Below are 22,709 nucleotides of genomic sequence, written 5' to 3' on the forward strand. Positions count from 1 at the left end.
ATATGCAGGAATCTGAATGCGGATACGGTTTTATCCCTCTCCTTTCAGAGAGGGGCATGACGGGTTAATAAACAGGAAATTCAGCTCTCACCAGGGCAACGATATATTAAACGATACGACAGGCGTCAGCTTCCCAGCGGTAACCAACACCGTAAACGGCACGGATAAAGGACTGCTCTTCGTCCAGCGCCTCCAGTTTACGGCGCAGGTTTTTAATGTGGCTGTCGATGGTGCGGTCGGTTACCACGCGGTAATCGTCATAAAGATGATTGAGTAATTGCTCGCGGGAGAATACTTTTCCCGGTTCATGGGAGAGCGTTTTCAAAAGGCGAAATTCTGCAGGTGTCAGATCAAGCATTTTGCCACGCCATGAAGCCTGAAAACGACCTTCGTCGATAATCAACGGGCTTTCGGCATCCTGTTGCTGCAACTCGCGCTGCGGTTTGCAGCGGCGCAAAATGGTCTTAACGCGCGCTACCACTTCCCGTGGGCTGTACGGTTTGCAGATGTAGTCATCGGCGCCAATCTCCAGCCCCAGCAAACGGTCGATTTCTTCGATTTTTGCCGTAACCATCACGATGGGGACATCGGAAAAACGACGAATTTCCCGGCAAAGTGTCAGACCATCGGTGCCTGGTAGCATCAGATCCAACAGGATCAGATCCGGTGGGGTCTGGCGCACGTAGGGCAGTACCTGATCGCCGTGACTGATAAGGGTCGGCGCATAGCTCGCAGCACGCAGATAATCAATGAGCAACTGCCCCAGCTTCGGTTCATCTTCCACGATCAAAATTCGTGGCGTGTTTTCGTCGATAGGTAATTCAGTCATACATCTCTCTGTAAATCCCGTTCCAGCGGTAACTCTACTGTAATGCTTACCCCGCCAAAAGGCGAATGAGTGGCAACAATGCGACCATTGTGCGCTTCAACAATGTTAAGGCAAATCGCCAGTCCCAGGCCGGAACCGCCGCTGGCACGGTTGCGGGAACCTTCGGTGCGGTAAAAACGCTCAAACAATTTTTGCAGTTGTTCGTCGCTGACGCCCGGCGCACTGTCGGCAAAAGTCAGACGTACCGTTTTGTCGCGCTGCTCGGCGGAGATTTGCAGGCTGCCGCCGCTGTCTGTGTAACGTAGACTGTTTTCCAGTAAGTTATTGAATAACTGCATTAAACGGTCGCGATCGCCAAATACGGTGATGCTATCCGGCAGGGAAAATTGCAGCTTCAGGCCACGGCTGGCGAATCGTTCGCGAAATGCGCCGCCCGCCACTTCCAGCAGTGGGATCAGATCTACCGGTGCTTTTTGATAGGCGAGGGCACCTTCATCAGACATCGATAACTGATGGAGATCGTCAACCAGTTTGGTCAGTGTACCGACCTCCGCCTGTAAAGACGCCACTGTCTCGGGCGTAAATTTACGCACGCCATCCTGAATGGCTTCCAGTTCCCCACGCAGTACTGCTAAAGGCGTGCGCAGTTCGTGAGAGATATCAGCCATAAAATCGCGGCGCATCTGTTGGTTTTTCTCCAGCGTGCTGGCGAGCTGGTTAAAGTCCTGAGCCAGTTTTCCTAATTCATCTTCGCTTGTGGGCGTCACGCGAGTGGTAAAATCGCCCGCCGCAAGTTTGTGCGTGCCATCCACCAGTCGTTTCACTGGAGCCAGCAAACCGCGCGCCAGTGGGAATGTCGCCAGCGCCGCCAGTAAGGTAGATAAAGCGACAATCAGCCAACTGGTTTGCCGTTGTTGTTTATCGAAATTGATATCGGTATTGCGGGTTAACCGTTCAACGGGTGAGGCGATCACCGCGCCAACTTCAACACCATTGACCAGAATCGGCCGCCGTGTACCGTCCAGTGGAATGGGAGAGCGTGGGCCAACCAGCACTTTGTTGTTTTGATCAACCACCCAGAACTGAGTACGCCAGCCGTGTGGCGGCATACCGGGACCCGGTTTGTCTTCATTATTATCATGTTCAAATGAGCGCAGTATCTGAAATACAAAACGATCGTTATTACGCAGAAAGCGCCAGTTACCGTGCTGGGCGTACTGCTCGCCAAGTGCATCTCCGAGCATTTGCAGCCGCTGTTCATTACCATGCTTAATGTAATCGATAAAGCCGCGCTCAAAACTGATACGTACCGCCCAGTGCATCGTGATCAATAACACAATGCAGGTGGCGAAGATCGCCAGAAACAGTTTGCCGGTAATGCCGGGTCGCCAGAACTTCATTGTGCGCTCCTTTTTCTCCGCGAAATAGCCACGTTTTGATGCGTATCGTTCGGAACTCTGGCAAAGATGAACGCCGGAAGGGCGATGAGAAACGCCATGCTAAGCCAGGTGTACATAAAGACGGTTTGTGTGGTGCCGCTGTCGACGCTGACATGTTGGGAGCCAAAAAGCCCCAGCAGCAGCCCGGCGATGGTCACACCGATGCTCATCGACAATTGCATAATCATCGACAGCAGGCTGTTGCCGCTGCTGGCCAGATTGTCTGGTAGATCTTTCAGTGTCAGGGTGTTCATGGAGGAGAAACGCGTTGAGTTGACCATCCCTTGTAAAAACAGGACGAACGGTAAAACGTAGTACCAGCCAAGCAGCGCGGTGGTCATAAACAGCAGCGTGACCAACGACAGACCCAGCGTGGTTGCCACCAGTACCCGGCGATAACCAAAGCGGTTAACCACCTGCACCACAATCCGCTTCATTCCCATGCTGCCGAGCACCATCGGGATCATCATCAGTCCGGCATGGAACGGCGAGAAACCGAGGCCAATCTGCAGGAAAACCGGCGTCATAAAGGGCAACATACCGCTGCCAATACGTCCGGCAAAACTTCCCGCCAGACCCAGCGAAAAGGTGCGGGTGCGGAACAGGTTCAGACTGAAAAGGGCGCGGTTGTTATTTCTGGCGTGCAGCAGATAAAGCACCAGTGCCACTACGCCAACCGCCACCAGGCCGGCAATCGCCAGCGGCGAAAGTCCTGTGCCTTTACTGCCATCCAGCGCCAGTGTTAACACCGCCATGCCCACCGCCAGCAACAGAAAGCCGGAGAGATCGAAGCGCCGCGTCTGCATGGTGTAGTTTGGCATTAACATTAGCGTGGCGATCGCACCGATAATCCCCACCGGAATGTTGATCAAAAAGATCCAGTGCCACGACGCGTACTCCACCAGCAGGCCGCCGAGCGCCGGACCGAGCAGTGGGCCGACCTGACCGGGCAGCGTGACAAAGGTCATCGCCGCCATATATTGCTCGCGCGGTACGATTTTCATCACCGTCAATCTGCCGACCGGCACCATCATCGCACCGCCAACGCCCTGTAACGCGCGTGCCAGCAACAGTTCGTTCAGCGTGCCGGAAAGCGCGCAAAACAGTGAACCGAGAGTAAACAGCACGATGGCGGTAAAGAAAATATTGCGTACGCCAACTTTGTCCGCCAGCCAGCCGCTGGCAGGTAGCATCACCGCCACGGTCAGTACATAAGAGACAATGACCATGTGCATATGCAGCGGGCTTTCCCCGAGACTTTGCGCCATTGAGGGAAGGGCGGTGTTGACGATGGTGGTATCCAGCGACTGCATAAAGAAGCCGAAAGCCACAATCCACAATTGCCAGCGGGTGCTGTCAGGAAGATCTGTCATTTACTCGGTTACCGTTTCTTTAGATTTTCGCGAAAAACGCAGCCGCAGACGGTCGAAAAAGAGATACACCACCGGCGTGGTATACAGCGTCAGGAGCTGACTCATTACCAGACCGCCGACAATGGTGATCCCCAATGGTTGACGCAGTTCCGAGCCGTCGCCGCCAGATAACACCAGCGGCAGCGCACCAAACAGTGCCGCGAGGGTAGTCATCATAATCGGGCGAAAACGCAGCAGACAGGCCTGGAAAATGGCTTCCTGCGGCGTCAGATTTCCATTCCTTTGAGCTTCGAGCGCAAAATCGACCATCATGATGGCGTTTTTCTTCACGATGCCGATTAATAACATAATCCCTATCAGGGCGATTAGGCTGAACGGGGCATTGAACAGTTCCAGCGCCAGCAGCGCCCCAACGCCCGCCGAGGGCAGGGTGGAGAGAATGGTCAGCGGGTGCACGTAGCTCTCGTACAACATTCCCAGCACGATATAGACCGTGGCGATCGCCGCGATAATCAGGATCACCTGCGAGTTCATCGTCTCCTGGAACACCTGCGCCGTTCCGGCAAAACTGCCGCGCACGGTCGAAGGCACGCCAAGCTGGGTCATTGCGCGATCGATTGCCGCACTGGCGTCCGAAAGCGATTTCCCGGTCGGCAGGTTGAACGAGATGGTCGAGGCTGCGGACAGTCCCTGATGATTGACCGACAGCGGCGCGTTTGCCGGTTGCCATTTGGCAAAATACGAGAGCGGGATCGCTTTGCCTTCGTTATTAATGACGAACATTTTTTCCAGCGCGCTGATGTCCTGGGTATAGCGCGGATCCACTTCCATCACCACTTTATACTGGTTCATCGGCTGGTAAATGGTCGAGATTTGCCGCTGACCAAAGGCGTTATTCAGCAGGCTGTTAGCGGCCTGCACGTCGATTCCCAGCCGCGCCATGGTGTCACGGTCGTAAACCAGGTTCATCTCTGCGCCGTTGTCCTGCTGGTCTGAATTCACGTCCGCCAGCTCCGGCAACGTTGCCAGTTTTTTGCGGATCTTCGGCTCCCATTCGCGCAGTGCCGCCAGGTCGTCGGATAATAACGTGTACTGGTAGCTGGCGTTCGACTGACGTCCGCCAACGCGAATATCCTGTACCGCCATCAGGAACAGATTCGCACCCGGCTCTTTTGCCAGCTTCACGCGCAGACGGTCGATAATTTGCTGCGCCGTTTCGCTGCGTTCGTCGCGTGGTTTCAGCGTGATAAACATCATTCCGCTGTTAACCCGCGAACCACCGGTAAAGCCGGTGACATTATCCACTGCCGGATCGTCACGAATAATTTTCATAAAATCCTGCAACTTACCGCGCATTGCCTGAAACGAAATGCTCTGATCCGCCTGTATCCCGCCCATCAACACGCCGGTGTCCTGCTCCGGGAAGAAGGTTTTCGGGATCGAGATATACAGCCAGATATTCAGCGCAATGGTGCCAAGCAGCACCACGCCAACCAGACGGGTATGATTGAGCACCCATTTCAGCGACTTGCCGTAGCCTTGTTGCAGGGCTACCAACATGCGACCAAAACCACGCAGTCGCTTTTGCTCACGCGGCTTGCTGGCTTTTAGCATCCAGCCGCACATCATCGGCGTTAATGTCAGAGAAACCAGCAACGAAATACCAATGGCGACAGAAAGCGTCACGGCAAACTCGCGTAACAGTCGGCCCGGCAATCCGCCCATCAACAGCAGCGGCAGGAACACCGCCACTAGTGACAGACTCATCGACAGCACCGTAAAGCCGACTTCGCGAGTACCTTGCAGCGCGGCCTGTAGCGGTTTCATCCCCGCCTCCAGATGACGGGCAATGTTTTCCAGAACCACGATGGCGTCATCCACGACAAAGCCTGTGGCGATGGTGAGCGCCATTAGCGACAGATTATTGAGACTGAATCCGCACAGATACATCGCCGCAAACGTACCAATCAGCGAAACGGGCACCGCAACGGCAGGAATAATGGTGGCGCGACCTGAGCGCAGGAACAAGAAGACCACCAGAATCACCAGCGCCACCGAGATAATCAGCGTTTGCTCGACTTCTTCCAGTGAGGCGCGGATGGTGGGGGAGCGATCCTGGGCAATTTGCAGGTCAATCGCCGCCGGAATGGTCTCCTGCAACTCCGGTAATTTTGCCCGGATGCTGTCTACCGTCTGGATAATATTGGCTTCCGGCAGTTTGCGGATCATCAGCAAAATAGCCGGTTTGGCGTTGGTCATCCCGGCGTTGCGCACATCCTGCACCGAGTCGGTCACCGTCGCCACATCGCCCAGACGAACCGCGCCGCCGTTGTTGTAATGAATAATCAGCGGCTGATATTCAGCGGCGGTTTTTAGCTCATCGTTGGTCTGGATCTGCCAGCGGTGAGTGCCATCTTCCAGCGCCCCCTGCGGTTTACGCACGTTGGCATTGCTGATGGCGGTGCGAACATCGTCCAGCGATACGCCCTGATTAAACAGCGCCTGCGGATTCAGCCCGACGCGCACGGCGGGCAGCGAGCTGCCGCCGACATCGACATCACCGACGCCGTCGATTTGCGCAATTGTCGGCGCCAGCTGCGTCGAGGCGAAATCGTACAATTCACCCTGGGAATAAGTATCGGATGTGAGCGTCAGGATCATAATTGGCGCATCCGACGGGTTCGCTTTGCGATAGGTCGGACGGCTGGGCATCCCGCTGGGTAGCAAACTTTGTGCAGCGTTGATCGCCGCCTGCACATCACGCGCTGCGCCGTTGATATCCCGGTCAAAATCAAACTGCAAAATAATCCGCGTGCTGCCGAGCGAACTGCTGGAGGTCATTTCGCTGACTCCGGCAATGCGCCCAAGTGAGCGCTCCAGCGGCGTGGCAACGGAAGACGCCATTGTTTCAGGTGACGCACCGGGCAGCGAGGCGCTGACCATTATCACCGGAAAATCGACCTGCGGCAGCGGGGCGACCGGCAGCATACGGAAGCCCAGTATGCCGCACAGGGTAATGGCGACCGACAGTAAAATCGTCGCCACCGGGCGGTAAATGAAGAGGGCAAAAAACTTCACTTACGCCTCCTCTTCATGACGGGCAAAGCGGCTTTTGGTCCACAATGCCAGGCGGTCGAACAGCAAATAAATCACCGGCGTGGTAAACAGCGTCAGCACCTGGCTGACAACCAGACCACCGACCATGCCGATACCTAACGGACGACGCAGTTCCGCGCCGACCCCGGTACTCAACATCAGCGGCAGCGCGCCAAGCAGAGCTGCCAGGGTGGTCATCAGGATCGGACGAAAACGCAACAGACAAGCCTGGTAAATGGCATCGCGCGGCGACATGCCTTGCTCGCGCTCGGCAGCCAGCGCGAAGTCGATCATCATGATGGCGTTCTTCTTCACGATACCGATCAGCAAAATAATGCCGATAATCGCAATCACATCCAGTTCGCTACCGGCAATCATTAATGCCAGCAGCGCGCCGACCCCTGCGGTGGGTAGCGTCGAGAGAATGGTGATCGGGTGAATAAAGCTCTCGTACAGAATGCCGAGCACGATATACATCGCCACCACCGCCGCGACAATCAGCCAGACAGTGCTGCCAAGCGCCGACTGGAAGGCGAGGGTGCTACCCTGGAACTGCGTGGTGATATCCACCGGCAGATTCAGCGTCTTCTCGGTGTCCATAATCGCCTGCACCGCATCGCCCAGCGAATAGTTATCCGGCACGTTAAAGGAGATGGTCGTTACCGGGAACTGATCCAGATGGTTGATGGAGAGCGGCGCAAAACGCTGCTCAATTTTGGCAATCGAACTGAGTGGCACCACGCCGCCATCGCTGCTGGTCAGGCGAATGGTATCCAGCGCCGCCAGCCCTGGGGTATTTTCAGTGTTGTGCTCCAGCACCACGCGATACTGGTTGGCCTGAGTATAAATAGTGGAAATCAGCCGCTGACCGAACGCGTTGTACAGGGCGTTATCGACATCCGCCATGCTGATCCCCAGACGGCTGGCGCTGTCGCGATCAACATTGACATACGCCACCAGCCCTTTGTCCTGCCAGTCGCTGGAGACATCAGAAAGCTGTGGCAGTTGCTGGAGTTTTTCCATGAGCTGCGGCACCCAGGTACTGAGCGCATCCAGTGACGTGGCCTGCAAGGTAAACTGGTACTGGGTGCGGCTGACCTGAGTATCGATGGTCAGGTCCTGCGTTGGTTGCAAGAAGAGATCGACGCCCGGCACTTTATCCACCGCCGTTTGCAGACGGGCGATGACTTTTTGCACCCGGTCATCACGTTCATCCAACGGTTTGAGGTTGATCTGCAAACGCGCACTGTTCAGCGACGGGTTAGTGCCATCAACGCCAACAAATGAGGTCAAACTTTGCACCGCCGGATCCTGCAAAATCACGTCCGCAACCTGGCGTTGCCGCTGGGCCATATTGGCAAAGGAGCTGGATTGCGGTGCCTGCAGGGTGCCCTGAATAATGCCGTTGTCCTGCACCGGGAAGAAGCCTTTCGGAATGAACACCCACAGCAGCACACTAAGCAGCAGGGTGCTGAGCGCCACGCTTAAGGTCAGCCACGGATGATTCAGCACCTTCGCAAGCCCCCGACCATAGGCGGCGATTATCCCGTCGAACATTTTTTCCGAGGCGCGGGAGAAGCGGTTTTGTTTACGCAGCGACTCCTGGCTGAGCATCCGCGCGCACATCATCGGCGTCAGGGTCAGCGACACCACGGCTGAGATCAAAATTGCTACCGCCAGGGTAATGGCAAACTCGCGGAACAATCGCCCGACGATATCGCCCATAAACAGCAGTGGGATCAACACCGCAATCAGCGAGAAGGTCAGCGAGATAATGGTAAAGCCGATTTCACCCGCGCCTTTGAGCGCCGCCGCCAACGGTTTTTCGCCTTTTTCGATATAGCGGGAAATGTTTTCGATCACCACGATGGCGTCATCGACCACGAATCCGGTGGCGATAGTTAACGCCATCAGCGTCAGGTTATTGATTGAAAAATCGAGAAACACCATAACCGCAAAAGTGCCGATTAACGACAGCGGCACGGCAACACCGGGAATGATGGTCGCCGGAATATTGCGTAAAAACAGGTAGATAATCATGACTACCAGCGCGATAGCCATCATTAGTTCAAACTGGGTATCGTCGACCGATGCGCGGATGTTGGTGGTGCGATCGGAAAGCACCGTTACTTTTACCGATTTCGGCAGACTCTCGGTGAGTTGTGGCAGCATCTGCCGGATGCTGTCGGCGGTGGAGATAATGTTAGCACCGGGCTGGCGCTGAACATTCATTACAATGGCCTGTTCTTTATTCGCCCACGCGCCAAGCCAGCTGTTTTCTGCACCTTGCTCAACGGTTGCGACATCACCCAGACGAATCGGCGCGCCGTTCTGGTAGGCAATAATTAGCTGGCGATACTCTTCGGCCGATTGCATCTGGTCGTTCGCCGACAGCGTGACTGCGCGTGAAGGGCCGTCGAGGCTACCTTTGGCTGAGTTAACGTTAGCGCCAGTAATGGCGGTGCGCACGGTTTCGCTGGTCAGGCCGAGGGCGGCAATCGCCTGGGCGTTAAGTTTGACGCGAACAGCCGGACGCTGACCGCCGGAAAGCGTCACCAGCCCGACGCCGGAAATCTGCGAGATTTTCTGCGCGACGCGGGTTTCCACCATATCTTCCACCTGCGTCATCGGCATGGCGGTTGAGGTGACGGCAAGCGTCATAATCGGTGGATCTGCCGGGTTTACTTTGCTGTAAACCGGCGGGTTAGGCAGGTCGCTCGGCAACAGGTTAGTGGCGGCGTTAATCGCGGCCTGCACTTCCTGCTCGGCGACATCCAGCGGCAATGTTAGCTGGAACTGCAAGGTGATAACTGACGCACCGCCGGAACTCTGCGACGACATCTGTTTCAGGCCAGACATCTGCCCAAACTGGCGTTCGAGCGGCGCGGTAACGGCAGAGGTCATGACATCCGGACTGGCGCCGGGGTAGAGCGTGACCACCTGAATAGTCGGGTAGTCCACTTCCGGCAGCGCCGAAACGGGCAGGGCGCGATAGCCGATAATCCCGGCGAGTAAGATCGCCACCATCAGCAGCGTGGTGGCGACAGGACGCATAATAAACAGGCGCGACGGGCCGCCTGTGCTGCTCGGAGGTAACACCTGCATCAGGAACGCGCTCCTTTTTTCGCGTATTCGCGGCTGGTGGCTTTCTCTTCCGGTGCGGTGGCGCTCTGAGCTTCCACCACTTCCACTTTCGCTCCTTCGGTCAGGCGATCAATGCCGTCTGTCACTACGCGATCGCCTGCGGAAATACCCGCGCGGATCACCACTTTCTGACTGTCCTGAATGCCCGGCGTCACCAGATGTTTGCTGACCTTGTTTTCGCTATTCAGCACCCAGACAAAGTGGCCTTCGTTACCCATTTGCAGGGCGGCGGTGGGGATCACCACGGCGTTTTGTTCGGTGTCGACTAACATGCGCGCGTTAACAAACTGGTTGGGGAACAGTGCATCATCCTGATTATTAAAGCGTGCTTTTACTTTAATGGTGCCAGTAGTGGTATCGATTTGGTTATCGAGACTTAACAGCGTACCTTCACTTAACTTCTTCGAGTTGGTGCGATCCCAGGCTTCAACAACCAGCGGTTTTCCGGCTTTTTGTGCCTGCACAACGGTGGCGATATCGCTTTCCGGCAGGGTGAAGAGCAAATCGATAGGATGCGTCTGGGTGATCACCACAATCCCGGTGGTATCACCATTGGAGATTTGGTTACCGACATCAACCTGCTTGAGACCAACGCGACCATCGACTGGCGCGGTAATACGGCTCCAGTCGAGTTGCAGTTGCGCGCTGGCGACGCTTGCTTCATCAGCCTTAATGGTGCCTTCGGTTTCACTGACCAGCGCCTGTTGGGCATCCAGTTCCTGACGAGATACGAGATTGGTTTTTGCCAGTTGTTGATAACGCGCCAAATCACGGCGCGCGTTGGCAAGCGTGGCTTTATCTTTTGCCAGTTGTCCCTGTGCCTGGGCCAGTGCGACTTTGAACTGGCTGGGGTCAATCTCTGCCAGCAAATCGCCTGCTTTGACCTGCTGGCCTTCCTGGAAATGCAATGCCATCAACTGACCGTCCACGCGGCTGCGCACCGTAACAGTATTAGCGGCGGTAATAGTGCCAAGCCCGGTGAGATAACGCGGAACGGCCTGTTCAATGGCGGTTGCCGCCTGTACTGGTGCTAAAGGGCCGGAACGCATACCACGGCGACCACCCACTGGCGGCTGCTGTGCTTGTTTCGTCGCACCTGGGGCTGCGCTCTGGGATTCATTGCGGCCTTGCCAGAACCAGAATGCGGCGATGGCGGCAATAACCACCACGATTACGATTACCCAACGGGATTTATAACTGTCTTTCATCGTTAAGAGTTTCTCTTCCTGAAACGTTTCGCGCAATGTTACTAATGTTACTAGTGTAGCCAGCCAATAAGGGAGAAAAATGGAGGAATTATGAAACAGTTTCGCGAATAGTCTGAATGGTGGTGCAATTTGCGAGCGCGGATCCAGTAATGACGCAGGAAACTATTTTCTCTGCAAGTTAGCGATACACTGCGTACATGGCGAAAGGAGGTAAGCCGAAGATTTCAGCGGGACGCTGAAACGGGAAAGCCCCTCCCGAGGAAGGGGCCTTAAATAAGGACAGGGTCATGATGAAGATACTCATCATCGTGGTGCTCTTAGTCATAAGCTTCCCCGCTTACTAAGACTACCAGGGCGGGGGAAACCCCGCTCAACCCTCACTCCTGAAAATATGCCTTCACGGTCATATTGTCAATCCGCAGTCTTTGCCGTCTGCGATCCTGCCAGCAAATATTCTTTGCGAGTCGTCACGCAATAATCATGTAGGAAACTATTTTATCCGCAAGACAGGGATAGACTGCGTACATGGCGAAAGGAGGTAAGCCGACGATTTCAGCGGGACGCTGAAACGGGAAAGCCCCTCCCGAGGAAGGGGCCTAAATAAGGAAAGGGTCATGATGAAGATACTCATCATCGTGGTGCTCTTAGTCATTAGCTGGCCAGCTTACTAAGACTACCAGGGCGGGGGAAACCCCGCTCTACCCTCACTCCTGAACTTATGTTACTCCACCCTTATTGTCAATCTGAAGCCCACGTTCTTGCGAGGCGAATAGCAAACTTATCTGCGCCGCCGGGCTTAATTCTGAAAGTATCTTCGCTTGCTCTTAATTTATTATTGCTCTCGGTATGATACCGAATCTCAATAATTCTCTAAGAAAGGATTTCTTATGAGCGAACAAATCACCTTTGCCACCAGCGATTTTGCCAGTAACCCGGAACCACGTTGCCCCTGTATTTTGCTGCTGGATGTTTCTGGCTCGATGAGCGGTAGACCCATTAACGAACTTAACGCAGGATTGGTGACCTTTCGCGATGAACTGCTTGCCGATCCGCTGGCCTTAAAAAGAGTGGAACTCGGCATTGTGACTTTCGGCCCGGTGCATGTGGAACAACCATTTACCAGCGCCGCTAACTTTTTCCCGCCTATCTTGTTTGCTCAGGGCGATACGCCAATGGGCGCTGCAATTACCAAAGCCCTGAATATGGTTGAGGAGCGGAAACGTGAGTACCGTGCAAATGGTATTTCGTATTATCGCCCGTGGATTTTCTTGATCACCGATGGCGCGCCAACCGATGAGTGGCAGGCTGCTGCCAGTAAAGTGTTTCAGGGAGAAGAAGATAAGAAGTTTGCCTTCTTTACCATCGGTGTTCAGGGGGCAGATATGAATACTCTGGCACAAATCAGCGTCCGTCAGCCTTTGCCGTTGCAGGGATTACAATTCCGTGAACTGTTTAGCTGGTTATCCAGTTCGCTACGTTCGGTTTCCCGCTCCACGCCGGGAACGGAAGTTGTACTGGAAGCGCCAAAAGGCTGGACGTCAGTGTGAGCTGGCGTCTGGTCTATTCATCAGCCGTCGGAACGTCGCATATCAGCTCTGACTTACCTTGCCAGGATGCCTGCCAGATGCAGGTTGTCTGGCTAAACGACCAGCAACCGTTACTGGTGATGTTTCTTGCTGATGGCGCAGGTAGCGTTTCGCAGGGTGGCGAAGGCGCGACGCTCGCCGTCAATGAAGCGATGGCGTTTATGATGCAAAAAGTACAGGGTGGTGAATGTGGTCTGAATGATGTGCTTGCTACAGATATTGTGCTGGCAATTCGCCACCGTATTACTGCCCGTGCACAAGCTGAAGAACTGGCGGTTCGTGATTTTTCCTGTACTTTTTTGGGCGTTATATCATCAGCGACCGGCACATTGATTATGCAGATTGGCGATGGTGGCGTGGTGGTGGATTTTGGTGAAGGGCTACAGCTACCACTAACGCCGATGAATGGCGAATATGCCAATATGACCTATTTCATTACTGATGAAGATGCTGTCACGCGCCTTGAGACTTACAGTTGCGATGCGCAGGTGATAAAAGTGGCTGCATTTACGGACGGTATTCAGCGGCTGGCGTTAAATATGCTGGATAATTCTCCCCATGTGCCTTTCTTTGCGCCATTTTTCAATGGGCTGGAATCAGCGACGTCAGAACAACGCGATATATTGCCAGATTTGCTAAAGCAATTTTTGTCCTGCCCCGCAGTGAATGAACGCACCGATGATGATAAAACGCTGGCGCTGGCCATGTGGTTGCCGTGAAATCAACTATATATACCGCAGCTGGCGATTGCGTGACGCCAGGTCATGAATTAGGCAAAGGCGGCGAAGGTGCGGTTTATGATATCAATGAGTTTGTCGATAGCGTCGCCAAGATTTATCACATGCCGCCACCCGCCTTAAAACAGGACAAACTCGCCTTTATGGCCGCGACAGCCGACACGCAATTGCTCAATTATGTTGCCTGGCCACAGTCAACGCTTCACGCTGGGCGAGGCGGAAAAGTTGTCGGTTTTATGATGCCAAAAGTGTCTGGTAAAGAACCGATTCATATGATCTATAGCCCGGCGCATCGTCGTCAACGTTATCCTCATTGTGCGTGGGATTTTCTACTCTATGTTGCCCGCAATATGGCGGCATCTTTTGCTACGGTGCATGAACATGGGCACGTCGTGGGTGACGTCAACCAGAATAGCTTTATGGTAGGCCGCGACAGCAAAGTGGTGTTGATTGATAGTGACTCCTTTCAGATTAACGCCAATGGCACGCTGCATTTATGCGAAGTCGGTGTGTCGCATTTTACGCCGCCAGAGCTGCAAACCTTGCCGTCATTTGTCGGCTTTGAGCGCACCGTAAATCACGATAATTTTGGCCTTGCGTTGCTGATTTTTCACGTCTTGTTTGGTGGGCGTCACCCTTATTCCGGTGTGCCGCTTATCTCTGACGCGGGTAATGCGCTGGAGACGGATATTGCCCATTTCCGTTATGCCTACGCGTCAGACAATCAGCGACGTGGCTTAAAACCGCCGCCACGATCTATTCCGCTGTCGATGTTACCGGGCGATGTTGAAGCCATGTTTCAGCAGGCGTTCACTGAAAGTGGCGTGGCGAGTGCGCGTCCGACGGCAAAAGCGTGGGTAGCGGCACTGGATTCTCTACGCCAACAGTTAAAAAAATGTCCCGTTTCAGCAATGCATGTTTACCCCGGTCATTTAACTGACTGTCCGTGGTGTGCATTGGATAATCAAGGCGTTATCTATTTTATTGATCTCAGCGAAGAGGTTGTTACCACTGGCGGGGATTTTGTGCTGGCGAAAGTCTGGGCGATGGTGATGGCGTCAGTGCCACCGCCAGCACTACAGTTACCATTACCCGCTCATTTCCAGGCTGCTGGCAGGCCGCTTCCTTTAGGCCTGTTACGGCGTGAATACATCATTCTGATTGAGATCGCGCTGTCAGCGTTATCGCTGCTGCTTTGCGGTCTTCAGGCGGAACCGCGTTATATTATTTTGGTTCCTGTGCTGGCGGCTATCTGGATTATTGGCAGCCTTGCAAGCAAAGCGTACAAAGCAGAAATCCAGCGACGACGTGAGGCTTTTAATCGCGTGAAAATGGATTATGACCATTTAGTCAGCCAGATCCAGCAGGTGGGTGGGCTGGAAGGTTTTATCACCAAACGAACGATGCTTGAAAAAATGAAGAATGAGCTTTTGGGATTGCCGGAAGAAGAAAAACGCGAGTTGACAGTACTTCACAACACCGCAAGGGAACGCCAGAAGCAGAAGTTTCTGGAGGGATTTTTTATTGAAGTTGCCTCTATTCCCGGCGTTGGTTCCGCGCGTAAAGCGGCGTTACGGTCCTTTGGTATCGAAACAGCGGCAGATGTGACCCGGCGCGGCGTTAAGCAAGTGAAAGGATTTGGCGACCATCTGACCCAGGCGGTTATCGACTGGAAAGCGAGCTGCGAACGCCGTTTTGTATTCAGGCCGAACGAAGCGGTAACACCAGCAGACAGACAAGCGGTAATGGCGAAAATGACCGCTAAACGTCATCGGCTGGAATCTGCGTTGACAGAGGGCGCGGCAGAGTTACAGCGATTCCGCCTTCATGCTCCCGCACGAACCATGCCGTTGATGGAACCGTTACGTCAGGCGGCAGAAAAACTGGCTCAGGCTCAGGCAGATTTAAGCCGCTGCTGAGCCATTTCTTATTTAACGAAATACTACTTCTGCCCAGCGCGCCAGCCCGGCAGTAACGGAACCAAAGTCGTCGCCACCTGCAATCGGGATGCCCGGCAGCTGTTCCGCCAGTGCCTTTTTAATCAGCGGCGATCGGGCGCTACCACCGGTCAGATAGATGACGTCTGGTTTTTCCTGGGCGTTATCCAGCGCCAGTTGCACTTGTTCCAGAATCCGCGCCAGCGGCTGGTTGAGGGCACTTTCCAGTCCATGCTGGCTAATCAGCGTTGCCAGTTCGTCACGGATAAACGGCAGCGCCGCGCGGGTTTCCGCCTCGCTTGAAAGGGCAATTTTGCACTCTTCCGCGCTGCGCACCAGCCGATAACTTAAACGTTGCCGCCAGACTTTCTGCAACAGGGCGACTTTCTCCGGCTCGCGGGCATCGCGTACCAGATCGTTAAGCAGGCGACCGTTGGCGCTACTGTAGAAATCACTCTGCGCAGGTACGTCGTTGATGGCAACGGCATTCCACCACGGCAGAATCGGCAGGGCGATACCTTTTTCGGTTTCGCCCCCCATGCCCAGCAGCGGCATCAGGTGTTTAAATGCCAGCGCGATATCCAGATCGTTACCGCCGATACGGCAACCACTGTGACCCAACAGGCTGGCTTCACGATCGAGACGCGAACGCCACTGCGGCCCCATTAGCAGTAAGGAACAGTCAGTAGTACCACCGCCGATATCCACCACCAGCACCCGTTTTTCTTCCTGTAAGGTGGCTTCGTAATCCAGCCCTGCCGCTACCGGCTCGTACTGAAATACCACATCCTTAAACCCGGCACGCTTCGCCGCACGTTCCAGAATCCCTTGCGCCTGGGCGTTTGCTTCATCGCCGCCCAGCCCCTGGAAGTTGATTGGGCGACCAATGACCGCCTGGGTAATTGTTTCTGGCAGTTGCGCCTGCGCTTGTTGGCGAATGTGCAACATCATTGCGCAGACCAGATCCTCAAACAGCGCCACCTGCTGTGGTTTTAACCCGCTGGCACCGAGGAACGATTTCGGTGATTTCACAAACCACACTTCCTCCGGATCATCAATGTACTGCGCCAGAGAGGAAAGACCGAACTGCACGCTTTTCGCCGTGACATCGATATCTTCTTCGCGGTTATAACGAATCGCCCGACGTAACAGCGCCTGCGTTTCATCATCGTTTGCCGGAACATCATGATGGCGGTACAGCCACTCGCTTACTGCTTCACGCGTTGGTGCGCAAAGCATCGAGGGCAGCAGCGTGCTGTCATTTTCCATTTTCAACATCTGCGGTTTACCGTCGCGCATCACCGCCACTGAACAGTTTGCTGTACCGTAATCAAAACCAATAAACACGAAATAATCCCCATGCCGGTGAAGAAGGGGCGTGACTTTAGCGAAATGTTGCCGTCGCGACAACCGGAATATGAAAGCAAAGCACAGCGTCTGAATAACGTTTATGCTGAAAGCGGATAAAAAAGGAGATGCGATGTATACCCTGAACTGGCAGCCGCCGTATGACTGGTCGTGGATGTTGGGATTTCTTGCCGCCCGTGCGGTGAGTGGAGTGGAAACAGTTGCGGACAATTATTATGCCCGTAGTCTGGCGGTGGGCGAACATCGCGGCGTGATAACGGTGGTTCCTGATGTCAAAAATAATACGTTGCAAGTGAACGTAAGTTTGGGATTAGAACCGGTGGCGACCGAGTGCCTGGCGAAAATGAGCCGCCTGTTTGATCTGCAATGTAATCCGCAGATTGTTAACGGTGCATTGGGTGAATTAGGCGCGGCGCGACCCGGATTGCGTTTACCAGGTTGTGTTGATGCTTTTGAGCAGGGCGTGCGCGCGATTTTAGGCCAACTGGTGAGCGTGGCGATGGCGGCAAAATTGACTGCCAAAGTGGCGCAGCTTTATGGCGAACGGCTGGATGATTTCCCTGAATATGTCTGCTTTCCCACACCCCAACGACTGGCAGCAGCCGACCCGCTGGCACTAAAAGGGTTGGGGATGCCGTTGAAACGGGCAGAGGCGCTGATTCATTTAGCCAATGCGGCACTGGATGGCTCCTTACCGATGACAATGTCGGGCGACGTTGAGCAAGCGATGAAAACGCTGCAAACATTTCCTGGAATTGGGCGCTGGACGGCGAATTATTTCGCCTTGCGTGGCTGGCAAGCGAAAGATGTTTTCCTGCCGGATGATTATTTGATTAAACAGCGATTTCCAGGAATGACGCCGGCACAAATCCGCCGTTATGCCGAACGCTGGAAACCCTGGCGTTCTTATGCGCTGTTGCATATCTGGTATACGGAAGGCTGGCAACCAGAAGAAGTATGATGCTGGTCGTCTTATCCAGCCTGGGGAATGAGCGAATTGTAAGCCTGATAAGACGCGTCAGCGTCGCATCAGGCAATACTCAGTTAATCGCGAAATAACTGCTATTAACCAGCAAATCCAGAGGCTGAGCGTCGGCAATGACATCGCCATAAATCAGATCAACACCCATGCCGGAAAGCGTATCCATCACCAGCGGCAACGCTACTGGCCCCGCGATGGTTTTCACCCCCAGCCGCTGGGCATGACCCTGAATGATCGATATCAGCATCTCATCCATCAAATTACCCTGTACGCTGGCGCATAACTCACCGTCGAGCAGCAGATAATCCGCCATATTTGCTTTCAGTGTGTTGAAGAGCTGAAGATCGCGCCCCACCTGACTGAGCACGATCCGGCAGCCTGCCAGCCGCAATTTATGCATATTTTCTGCGTGGTCGAAAATCGCTTCAGCCGGAATAATCAGATGTAATAATCGCGACGGTAGGGGGCTGCTTTCCAGTAGCTCAAGCAGTTTATCCACCAGCGGGGCGCTGCTTAACCCGGCAACGGAAAGGGGGAGGGCGATGCTTAAGCCTTTACTGGCAACCGCTTTTGCTGCCTGCTGGAAAAACTCATGTAATATCCGACGGTCAAGAGCGAGATTGAGCGCCGGGTCGCTGAAGCTACGACGAAATGCCAGTTCATCAATAATCTCACCTTCACTACTCCAGAGCTTAAGCGAAATCAGCCACAAATTACGCGTATCCGGGATTCGTGGTGAAGCGACGCCGTGGGCGATCATCATCAGTTGATTCTCTTTGATCATCAGCCACTGTTCATCGAGTGACATCACCGCCCGTTCGCTATGTTTAGCAGTTTGCTGTGGTTCGTAAACCGTCACCCGACCGCGCCCACCATTTTTTGAAGCATAACAGGCGATATCGGCCTGCGACATTACCTCTGCCGCCTGATGATTGCTGTCATCGATCAGGGTAATCCCTGCGCTGGCACCTACCCGATGCACACGGCCTTCCCACATAAAGTGGTAGTCATTAATCGCACTGATAATGCGTGTGGCGATAAAGCGGGCACTTTCAACATTACAGTCCGGTAGCAACAGACCAAATTCATCACCGCCGAGTCGCGCCAGCACGTCGCTGGAGCGCAGCATACTCAGCATCAACGACGCCAGTTCGCGCAGTAAAGCATCGCCCGCCGCGTGCCCGGCGCTGTCATTCACCGCTTTAAAATGATCAAGATCGATAAACACCAGTGCATGTCGATGATGCGTGCTGCTTACCGTTTGCAGCAGTATTCGCAGTTGTTTTTCAAAACTGGCGCGGTTAGTGAGATGCGTCAGGGCATCATGGGAGGCGCTATAACTAAGCTGGCGCAGCATTTTGCGTGACTCAGTCACATCCTGAATGACCAGTACCGAACCAATATTGCTGCCGTCCAGAGTACTTAACGGCGTAATGCTGTAATGGACGTCGTAGCTGCCGCCGCTGCGGCAGTGGAGAACGACATCTTGTTCAATAGCGGAACGCGAGGTGTCGGCACTGTAAATGTTCTCCATTAACGGCCCATTGTCGCCAAATGTAATTTGCAATGCTGTTAATAGTGGAACGCCCAACGCCTCTTCTTGTGTCCAGCCGCTCATCTTCTCGGCAACCGGATTCATAAAGGTGATTTTCATCGCCATATCAATACAGACCACGGCTTCGCCGATGGAATCCAGCGTAATGTGCAGGCGCTCTTTTTCCTGAAACAGCGCCTCGTTCAGCTGTTTCACTTCGGTCATATCAATGTTAATACCGAGCAATCGTTCGACTTCGCCTTCTTTATTCAGCACCCGATTGGCGAGGGCGCGGATATGACGAATACCGTCTTTCACGGTGATGCGAAATTCCAGCTTAAAGGGCAAGCGAGCCTGTAATGAATCACGAATCACTTTTTCGGCGTGTTGGCGATCTTCCGGCAGCACACAGTCATACCACACCTGCCAGTTCGGTTTGATATGTGGCGAAATTTCATATAGCTCGAACATCCGCTTATCCCAACTAAAAATATCCGGCTTCAGTTCCCACTCCCAGATGCCAATCCCACCCGCTTCATTAGCCAGCGTTATCCGCTCCATCAGGCGTTTGTTAATCTGTTCGGTGCGTTTAAGATCGTTTATGTCTTCAATCTGCGCAATAAAGTAGAGCGGCGTGCCATCGGTGTGGCGCACCAGCGAGACGGCAAGCAACGCCCAGACAACGTCGCCATTACGATTGTAATAACGTTTCTCCATCGAGTAGGTATTTATTTCACCGCTAATTAGCTTCTCAACGTGTTGTAGATCTTTATTGAGATCTTCCGGCCAGGTAAGTTGCTGGAAGGTGAGGGCGCGCAACTCTTCCTGGCTGTAACCGAGAAACTGGCATAGAGCTTTGTTGGATTGCAGCCATTGCCCCTCGGTACCCACTAATGCCATGCCGATGGCGGAATATTCCATAGCGTTACGAAAGCGGGTTTCGCTTTCTGAAATATGCTTGCGTTCAGCGCGAAAGGCGTACATCACCATGGTCATGATGTTGGCGGGCAGCAGGATCAGCAAAAATGGCAGCCACGGTACGTGACTCATCAAGTAGGTTCGCGGTGTTGCGAGTAAAGTCGGATCGGCCGCCATCATCAGCGACACCATCATCACTGTGGTGAGGAAGATCAAAAAGGCTTCCATCCGTGGCAGGCGCACGGCGCTCCACATCAGCAGCACAATAATGAAAGTAAAAGGCCACGGTAGATATAGCATCGAGAGCCAGCTCAACGTCAGCGTGATGGCTAATGTTAGTAGTGTTTCAAACAACAGCCGTGGATCACGGTGACGGAGCAGGTAATGTGGCTTAAATAACAAGCCTAGCGGTACTAGCGCCAGTGCGCCGATTGATTCGGAAAGTACCCAGATTAGAAACGCTCTAAGCTGATCGTCGTCTGATACCAGCAGGATAACCAGCACGCCCCCCAATACTGGCGGCACGATGGCGCTGCCAAATGCGAGACGTAGCCAGTCAGCCAGATTTTGCAGTGGGTTATACCACGGCAGCAATTTCCGCAGCAGCATTGCTCCCACGACGGCCTCAACAATGTTGATTGCCGTCCACGCCATATTCAGCGAACTGGTAGAAAACAGTAGCACGGATGCGGCGATATTCCCCAGCGAGCAGGCCAATGCGATTCCCGGCCACATCCGCCCGGCATGGCGGTAAAATGCCACCATCATAATGGACGTGGAGAACCAGAGTGGCGCAAGTTGCGTACCAAACTGTGAAAGCTCAAGCGAGAAAAGGGTAAAGATGAACGAGACTAAACCTAAACTGACGAGGTGAAGCAGGGGATGAGGCAGGGTAATTAAAACACGTTGTGATGGTTTACTCATTACCGCTCTATCCGTATGACCAGGTCGTCAGTATTAGTATTTGTATTTATGCTAGTACAAAAGTTTTACATTTTATATGCGGATTGTTCATAAAGTGACGTAATGGCGGATAATTTGTGCAACTTTGCACAACATTTTTTACCTTGCTTTAAAACCGAACAATTAAATTTGCGTCAGGGAATTGATCGTCAACACTTAACTCTAAGTGTGCGGCAACGCTATTCGACTGGTATCAGGCGGATGAAATCCCTATAATTGCCGCGTTTGGCGCTTCGGCGCCCCCTTCCTAACATCCAGGTTAATCAGGTCGCTAAATTTATGACTGATCAGTCTCATCAGTGCGTCATTATCGGTATCGCTGGCGCATCGGCTTCCGGCAAGAGTCTCATTGCCAGTACCCTTTATCGTGAATTACGTGAACAAGTGGGTGATGAACACATCGGCGTTATTCCGGAAGATTGTTACTACAAAGATCAAAGCCATCTGTCGATGGAAGAACGCGTTAAGACCAACTATGACCATCCGAGCGCGATGGATCACAGTCTGCTGCTTGAGCATTTACAAGCATTGAAACGCGGCTCGGCTATCGACCTGCCGGTTTACAGCTACGTTGAACATACGCGTATGAAAGAAACGGTGAAGGTTGAGCCGAAGAAAGTCATTATCCTCGAAGGCATCTTGCTGCTGACGGATGCGCGTCTGCGTGACGAACTTAACTTCTCAATTTTCGTTGATACCCCGCTGGACATCTGCCTGATGCGCCGCATCAAGCGCGACGTTAACGAGCGTGGGCGTTCGATGGATTCTGTAATGGCGCAATATCAAAAAACGGTGCGTCCGATGTTCCTGCAATTCATTGAACCTTCAAAACAATATGCGGACATTATCGTGCCACGCGGTGGTAAAAACCGCATCGCGATCGATATATTGAAAGCTAAAATAAGTCAGTTCTTTGAATAAGCTTGATAAATTGTGTACCGTTCAGTGATAACCTGGTATGCCCTTGACGTAACTGGCGTTAAGGGAGTGATGCGCGAAAGGAGAAAATGCCATGCGTCTGTGTGACCGAGATATTGAAGCCTGGCTTGATGAAGGCCGTTTGTCGATCAACCCACGTCCGCCGGTAGAGCGTATTAATGGCGCGACGGTAGATGTGCGCCTGGGCAATAAGTTTCGTACCTTCCGTGGTCACACGGCAGCGTTTATCGATCTGAGCGGTCCCAAAGATGAAGTGAGCGCCGCGCTCGATCGGGTGATGAGCGATGAAATCGTGCTTGACGAGGGCGAGGCGTTTTATCTTCACCCAGGTGAGCTGGCGCTGGCGGTGACGCTGGAGTCGGTCACGCTGCCAGCCGATCTTGTGGGCTGGCTGGATGGGCGTTCCTCACTGGCGCGTCTGGGGCTGATGGTTCACGTTACCGCGCACCGTATCGATCCAGGCTGGTCTGGCTGCATAGTGCTGGAGTTTTACAACTCCGGTAAATTGCCGCTGGCGCTGCGTCCAGGCATGTTAATTGGCGCGTTAAGTTTTGAACCGCTTTCCGGCCCGGCGGCGCGACCATACAACCGCCGTGAAGATGCGAAATATCGCAACCAGCAGGGCGCGGTTGCCAGCCGAATCGATAAAGACTAAT

General features: G+C 53.7%; 16 protein-coding genes. 8 read left to right on the top strand and 8 right to left on the bottom strand.

Features of this window, described 5'->3' with window-relative positions; genetic code table 11:
- Nucleotides 1-106: 106 nt before the first annotated feature.
- From baeR to mdtA, 6 genes are read right to left on the bottom strand one after another with little or no spacing between them, the layout of a single operon-like run.
- On the bottom strand, nucleotides 107-829 hold the full coding sequence (gene baeR / locus HEM79_RS16505) for a two-component system response regulator BaeR (protein ID WP_016158537.1): 723 nt from the start codon (nucleotides 827-829) through the stop codon (nucleotides 107-109).
- On the bottom strand, nucleotides 826-2,229 hold the full coding sequence (gene baeS, locus HEM79_RS16510; protein ID WP_000675165.1) for a two-component system sensor histidine kinase BaeS: 1,404 nt from the start codon (nucleotides 2,227-2,229) through the stop codon (nucleotides 826-828). The genes baeR and baeS overlap by 4 nt, the downstream gene beginning before the upstream one ends.
- Nucleotides 2,226-3,641, bottom strand: coding sequence for an MFS transporter (locus HEM79_RS16515; RefSeq protein ID WP_000130879.1), 1,416 nt, complete (start codon nucleotides 3,639-3,641; stop codon nucleotides 2,226-2,228). The genes baeS and HEM79_RS16515 overlap by 4 nt, the downstream gene beginning before the upstream one ends.
- Nucleotides 3,642-6,719 (bottom strand): multidrug efflux RND transporter permease subunit MdtC, encoded by a 3,078-nt coding sequence (mdtC, locus tag HEM79_RS16520; protein WP_176242151.1) that lies wholly within the window; start codon nucleotides 6,717-6,719, stop codon nucleotides 3,642-3,644.
- Entirely contained in the window at nucleotides 6,720-9,842 is a 3,123-nt protein-coding gene (gene mdtB, locus HEM79_RS16525) for a multidrug efflux RND transporter permease subunit MdtB (RefSeq protein WP_176242149.1), read from the bottom strand. It abuts the gene before it with no gap.
- On the bottom strand, nucleotides 9,842-11,089 hold the full coding sequence (gene mdtA, locus HEM79_RS16530) for a multidrug efflux RND transporter subunit MdtA (protein WP_176242147.1): 1,248 nt from the start codon (nucleotides 11,087-11,089) through the stop codon (nucleotides 9,842-9,844). Before mdtA ends, mdtB begins: the two co-directional genes overlap by 1 nt.
- Nucleotides 11,090-11,376: 287 nt before the next feature.
- On the opposite strand from mdtA, the gene HEM79_RS16535 reads away from it, so the two are divergent.
- From HEM79_RS16535 to HEM79_RS16555, 5 genes are all read left to right on the top strand, one after another.
- Nucleotides 11,377-11,433, top strand: a complete 57-nt coding sequence (locus HEM79_RS16535) for a type I toxin-antitoxin system Ibs family toxin (protein WP_100792650.1) — start codon at nucleotides 11,377-11,379, stop codon at nucleotides 11,431-11,433.
- A gap of 270 nt (nucleotides 11,434-11,703) precedes the next feature.
- A complete protein-coding gene (locus HEM79_RS16540) occupies nucleotides 11,704-11,760 on the top strand; it encodes a type I toxin-antitoxin system Ibs family toxin (protein WP_100692412.1) in 57 nt (18 codons plus the stop codon).
- Nucleotides 11,761-11,976: 216 nt separating this feature from the next.
- Entirely contained in the window at nucleotides 11,977-12,636 is a 660-nt protein-coding gene (locus HEM79_RS16545; RefSeq protein ID WP_000003181.1) for a vWA domain-containing protein, read from the top strand.
- Nucleotides 12,633-13,394: a PP2C family serine/threonine-protein phosphatase gene (locus tag HEM79_RS16550; protein ID WP_176242146.1), complete on the top strand. Its 762-nt coding sequence runs from the start codon at nucleotides 12,633-12,635 to the stop codon at nucleotides 13,392-13,394. The genes HEM79_RS16545 and HEM79_RS16550 overlap by 4 nt, the downstream gene beginning before the upstream one ends.
- Nucleotides 13,391-15,331: a helix-hairpin-helix domain-containing protein gene (locus tag HEM79_RS16555; RefSeq protein ID WP_176242145.1), complete on the top strand. Its 1,941-nt coding sequence runs from the start codon at nucleotides 13,391-13,393 to the stop codon at nucleotides 15,329-15,331. The genes HEM79_RS16550 and HEM79_RS16555 overlap by 4 nt, the downstream gene beginning before the upstream one ends.
- Before the next feature lie 12 nt (nucleotides 15,332-15,343).
- On the opposite strand, the gene yegD is transcribed toward HEM79_RS16555, so the two are convergent.
- Nucleotides 15,344-16,696: a molecular chaperone gene (yegD, locus tag HEM79_RS16560; protein ID WP_176242144.1), complete on the bottom strand. Its 1,353-nt coding sequence runs from the start codon at nucleotides 16,694-16,696 to the stop codon at nucleotides 15,344-15,346.
- 133 nt (nucleotides 16,697-16,829) lie between these two features.
- On the opposite strand from yegD, the gene alkA reads away from it, so the two are divergent.
- Nucleotides 16,830-17,678: a DNA-3-methyladenine glycosylase 2 gene (gene alkA, locus HEM79_RS16565; protein ID WP_176242143.1), complete on the top strand. Its 849-nt coding sequence runs from the start codon at nucleotides 16,830-16,832 to the stop codon at nucleotides 17,676-17,678.
- Between the two features lie 79 nt (nucleotides 17,679-17,757).
- Here the strand turns inward: alkA and HEM79_RS16570 are convergent, their stop codons facing one another.
- On the bottom strand, nucleotides 17,758-21,075 hold the full coding sequence (locus HEM79_RS16570; protein ID WP_176242142.1) for a diguanylate cyclase: 3,318 nt from the start codon (nucleotides 21,073-21,075) through the stop codon (nucleotides 17,758-17,760).
- A 318-nt stretch (nucleotides 21,076-21,393) separates the two neighbouring features.
- Here HEM79_RS16570 and udk point away from each other — a divergent pair, with 318 nt between their 5' ends.
- Nucleotides 21,394-22,035, top strand: coding sequence for a uridine kinase (udk, locus tag HEM79_RS16575; protein WP_000132077.1), 642 nt, complete (start codon nucleotides 21,394-21,396; stop codon nucleotides 22,033-22,035).
- A gap of 91 nt (nucleotides 22,036-22,126) precedes the next feature.
- Complete coding sequence (gene dcd / locus HEM79_RS16580) at nucleotides 22,127-22,708, top strand: dCTP deaminase (protein WP_001234767.1); 582 nt, start codon at nucleotides 22,127-22,129, stop codon at nucleotides 22,706-22,708.
- The last annotated feature ends 1 nt before the right edge of the window (nucleotide 22,709 follow it).

The sequence above is a fragment of the Escherichia sp. 93.0816 genome, from assembly GCF_013368855.2.
GTDB classification, from domain to species: Bacteria; Pseudomonadota; Gammaproteobacteria; order Enterobacterales; family Enterobacteriaceae; genus Escherichia; species Escherichia ruysiae.

Bases quoted from the DNA above. Each gene is read 5' to 3' on its own strand.
- mdtB (WP_176242149.1), bottom strand. From the start codon at position 9,842: ATGCAGGTGTTACCTCCGAGCAGCACAGGCGGCCCGTCGCGCCTGTTT.
- HEM79_RS16515 (WP_000130879.1), bottom strand. From the start codon at position 3,641: ATGACAGATCTTCCTGACAGCACCCGCTGGCAATTGTGGATTGTGGCT.
- udk (WP_000132077.1), top strand. From the start codon at position 21,394: ATGACTGATCAGTCTCATCAGTGCGTCATTATCGGTATCGCTGGCGCA.
- baeR (WP_016158537.1), bottom strand. From the start codon at position 829: ATGACTGAATTACCTATCGACGAAAACACGCCACGAATTTTGATCGTG.
- dcd (WP_001234767.1), top strand. From the start codon at position 22,127: ATGCGTCTGTGTGACCGAGATATTGAAGCCTGGCTTGATGAAGGCCGT.
- HEM79_RS16570 (WP_176242142.1), bottom strand. From the start codon at position 21,075: ATGAGTAAACCATCACAACGTGTTTTAATTACCCTGCCTCATCCCCTG.
- HEM79_RS16545 (WP_000003181.1), top strand. From the start codon at position 11,977: ATGAGCGAACAAATCACCTTTGCCACCAGCGATTTTGCCAGTAACCCG.
- baeS (WP_000675165.1), bottom strand. From the start codon at position 2,229: ATGAAGTTCTGGCGACCCGGCATTACCGGCAAACTGTTTCTGGCGATC.
- mdtA (WP_176242147.1), bottom strand. From the start codon at position 11,089: ATGAAAGACAGTTATAAATCCCGTTGGGTAATCGTAATCGTGGTGGTT.
- alkA (WP_176242143.1), top strand. From the start codon at position 16,830: ATGTATACCCTGAACTGGCAGCCGCCGTATGACTGGTCGTGGATGTTG.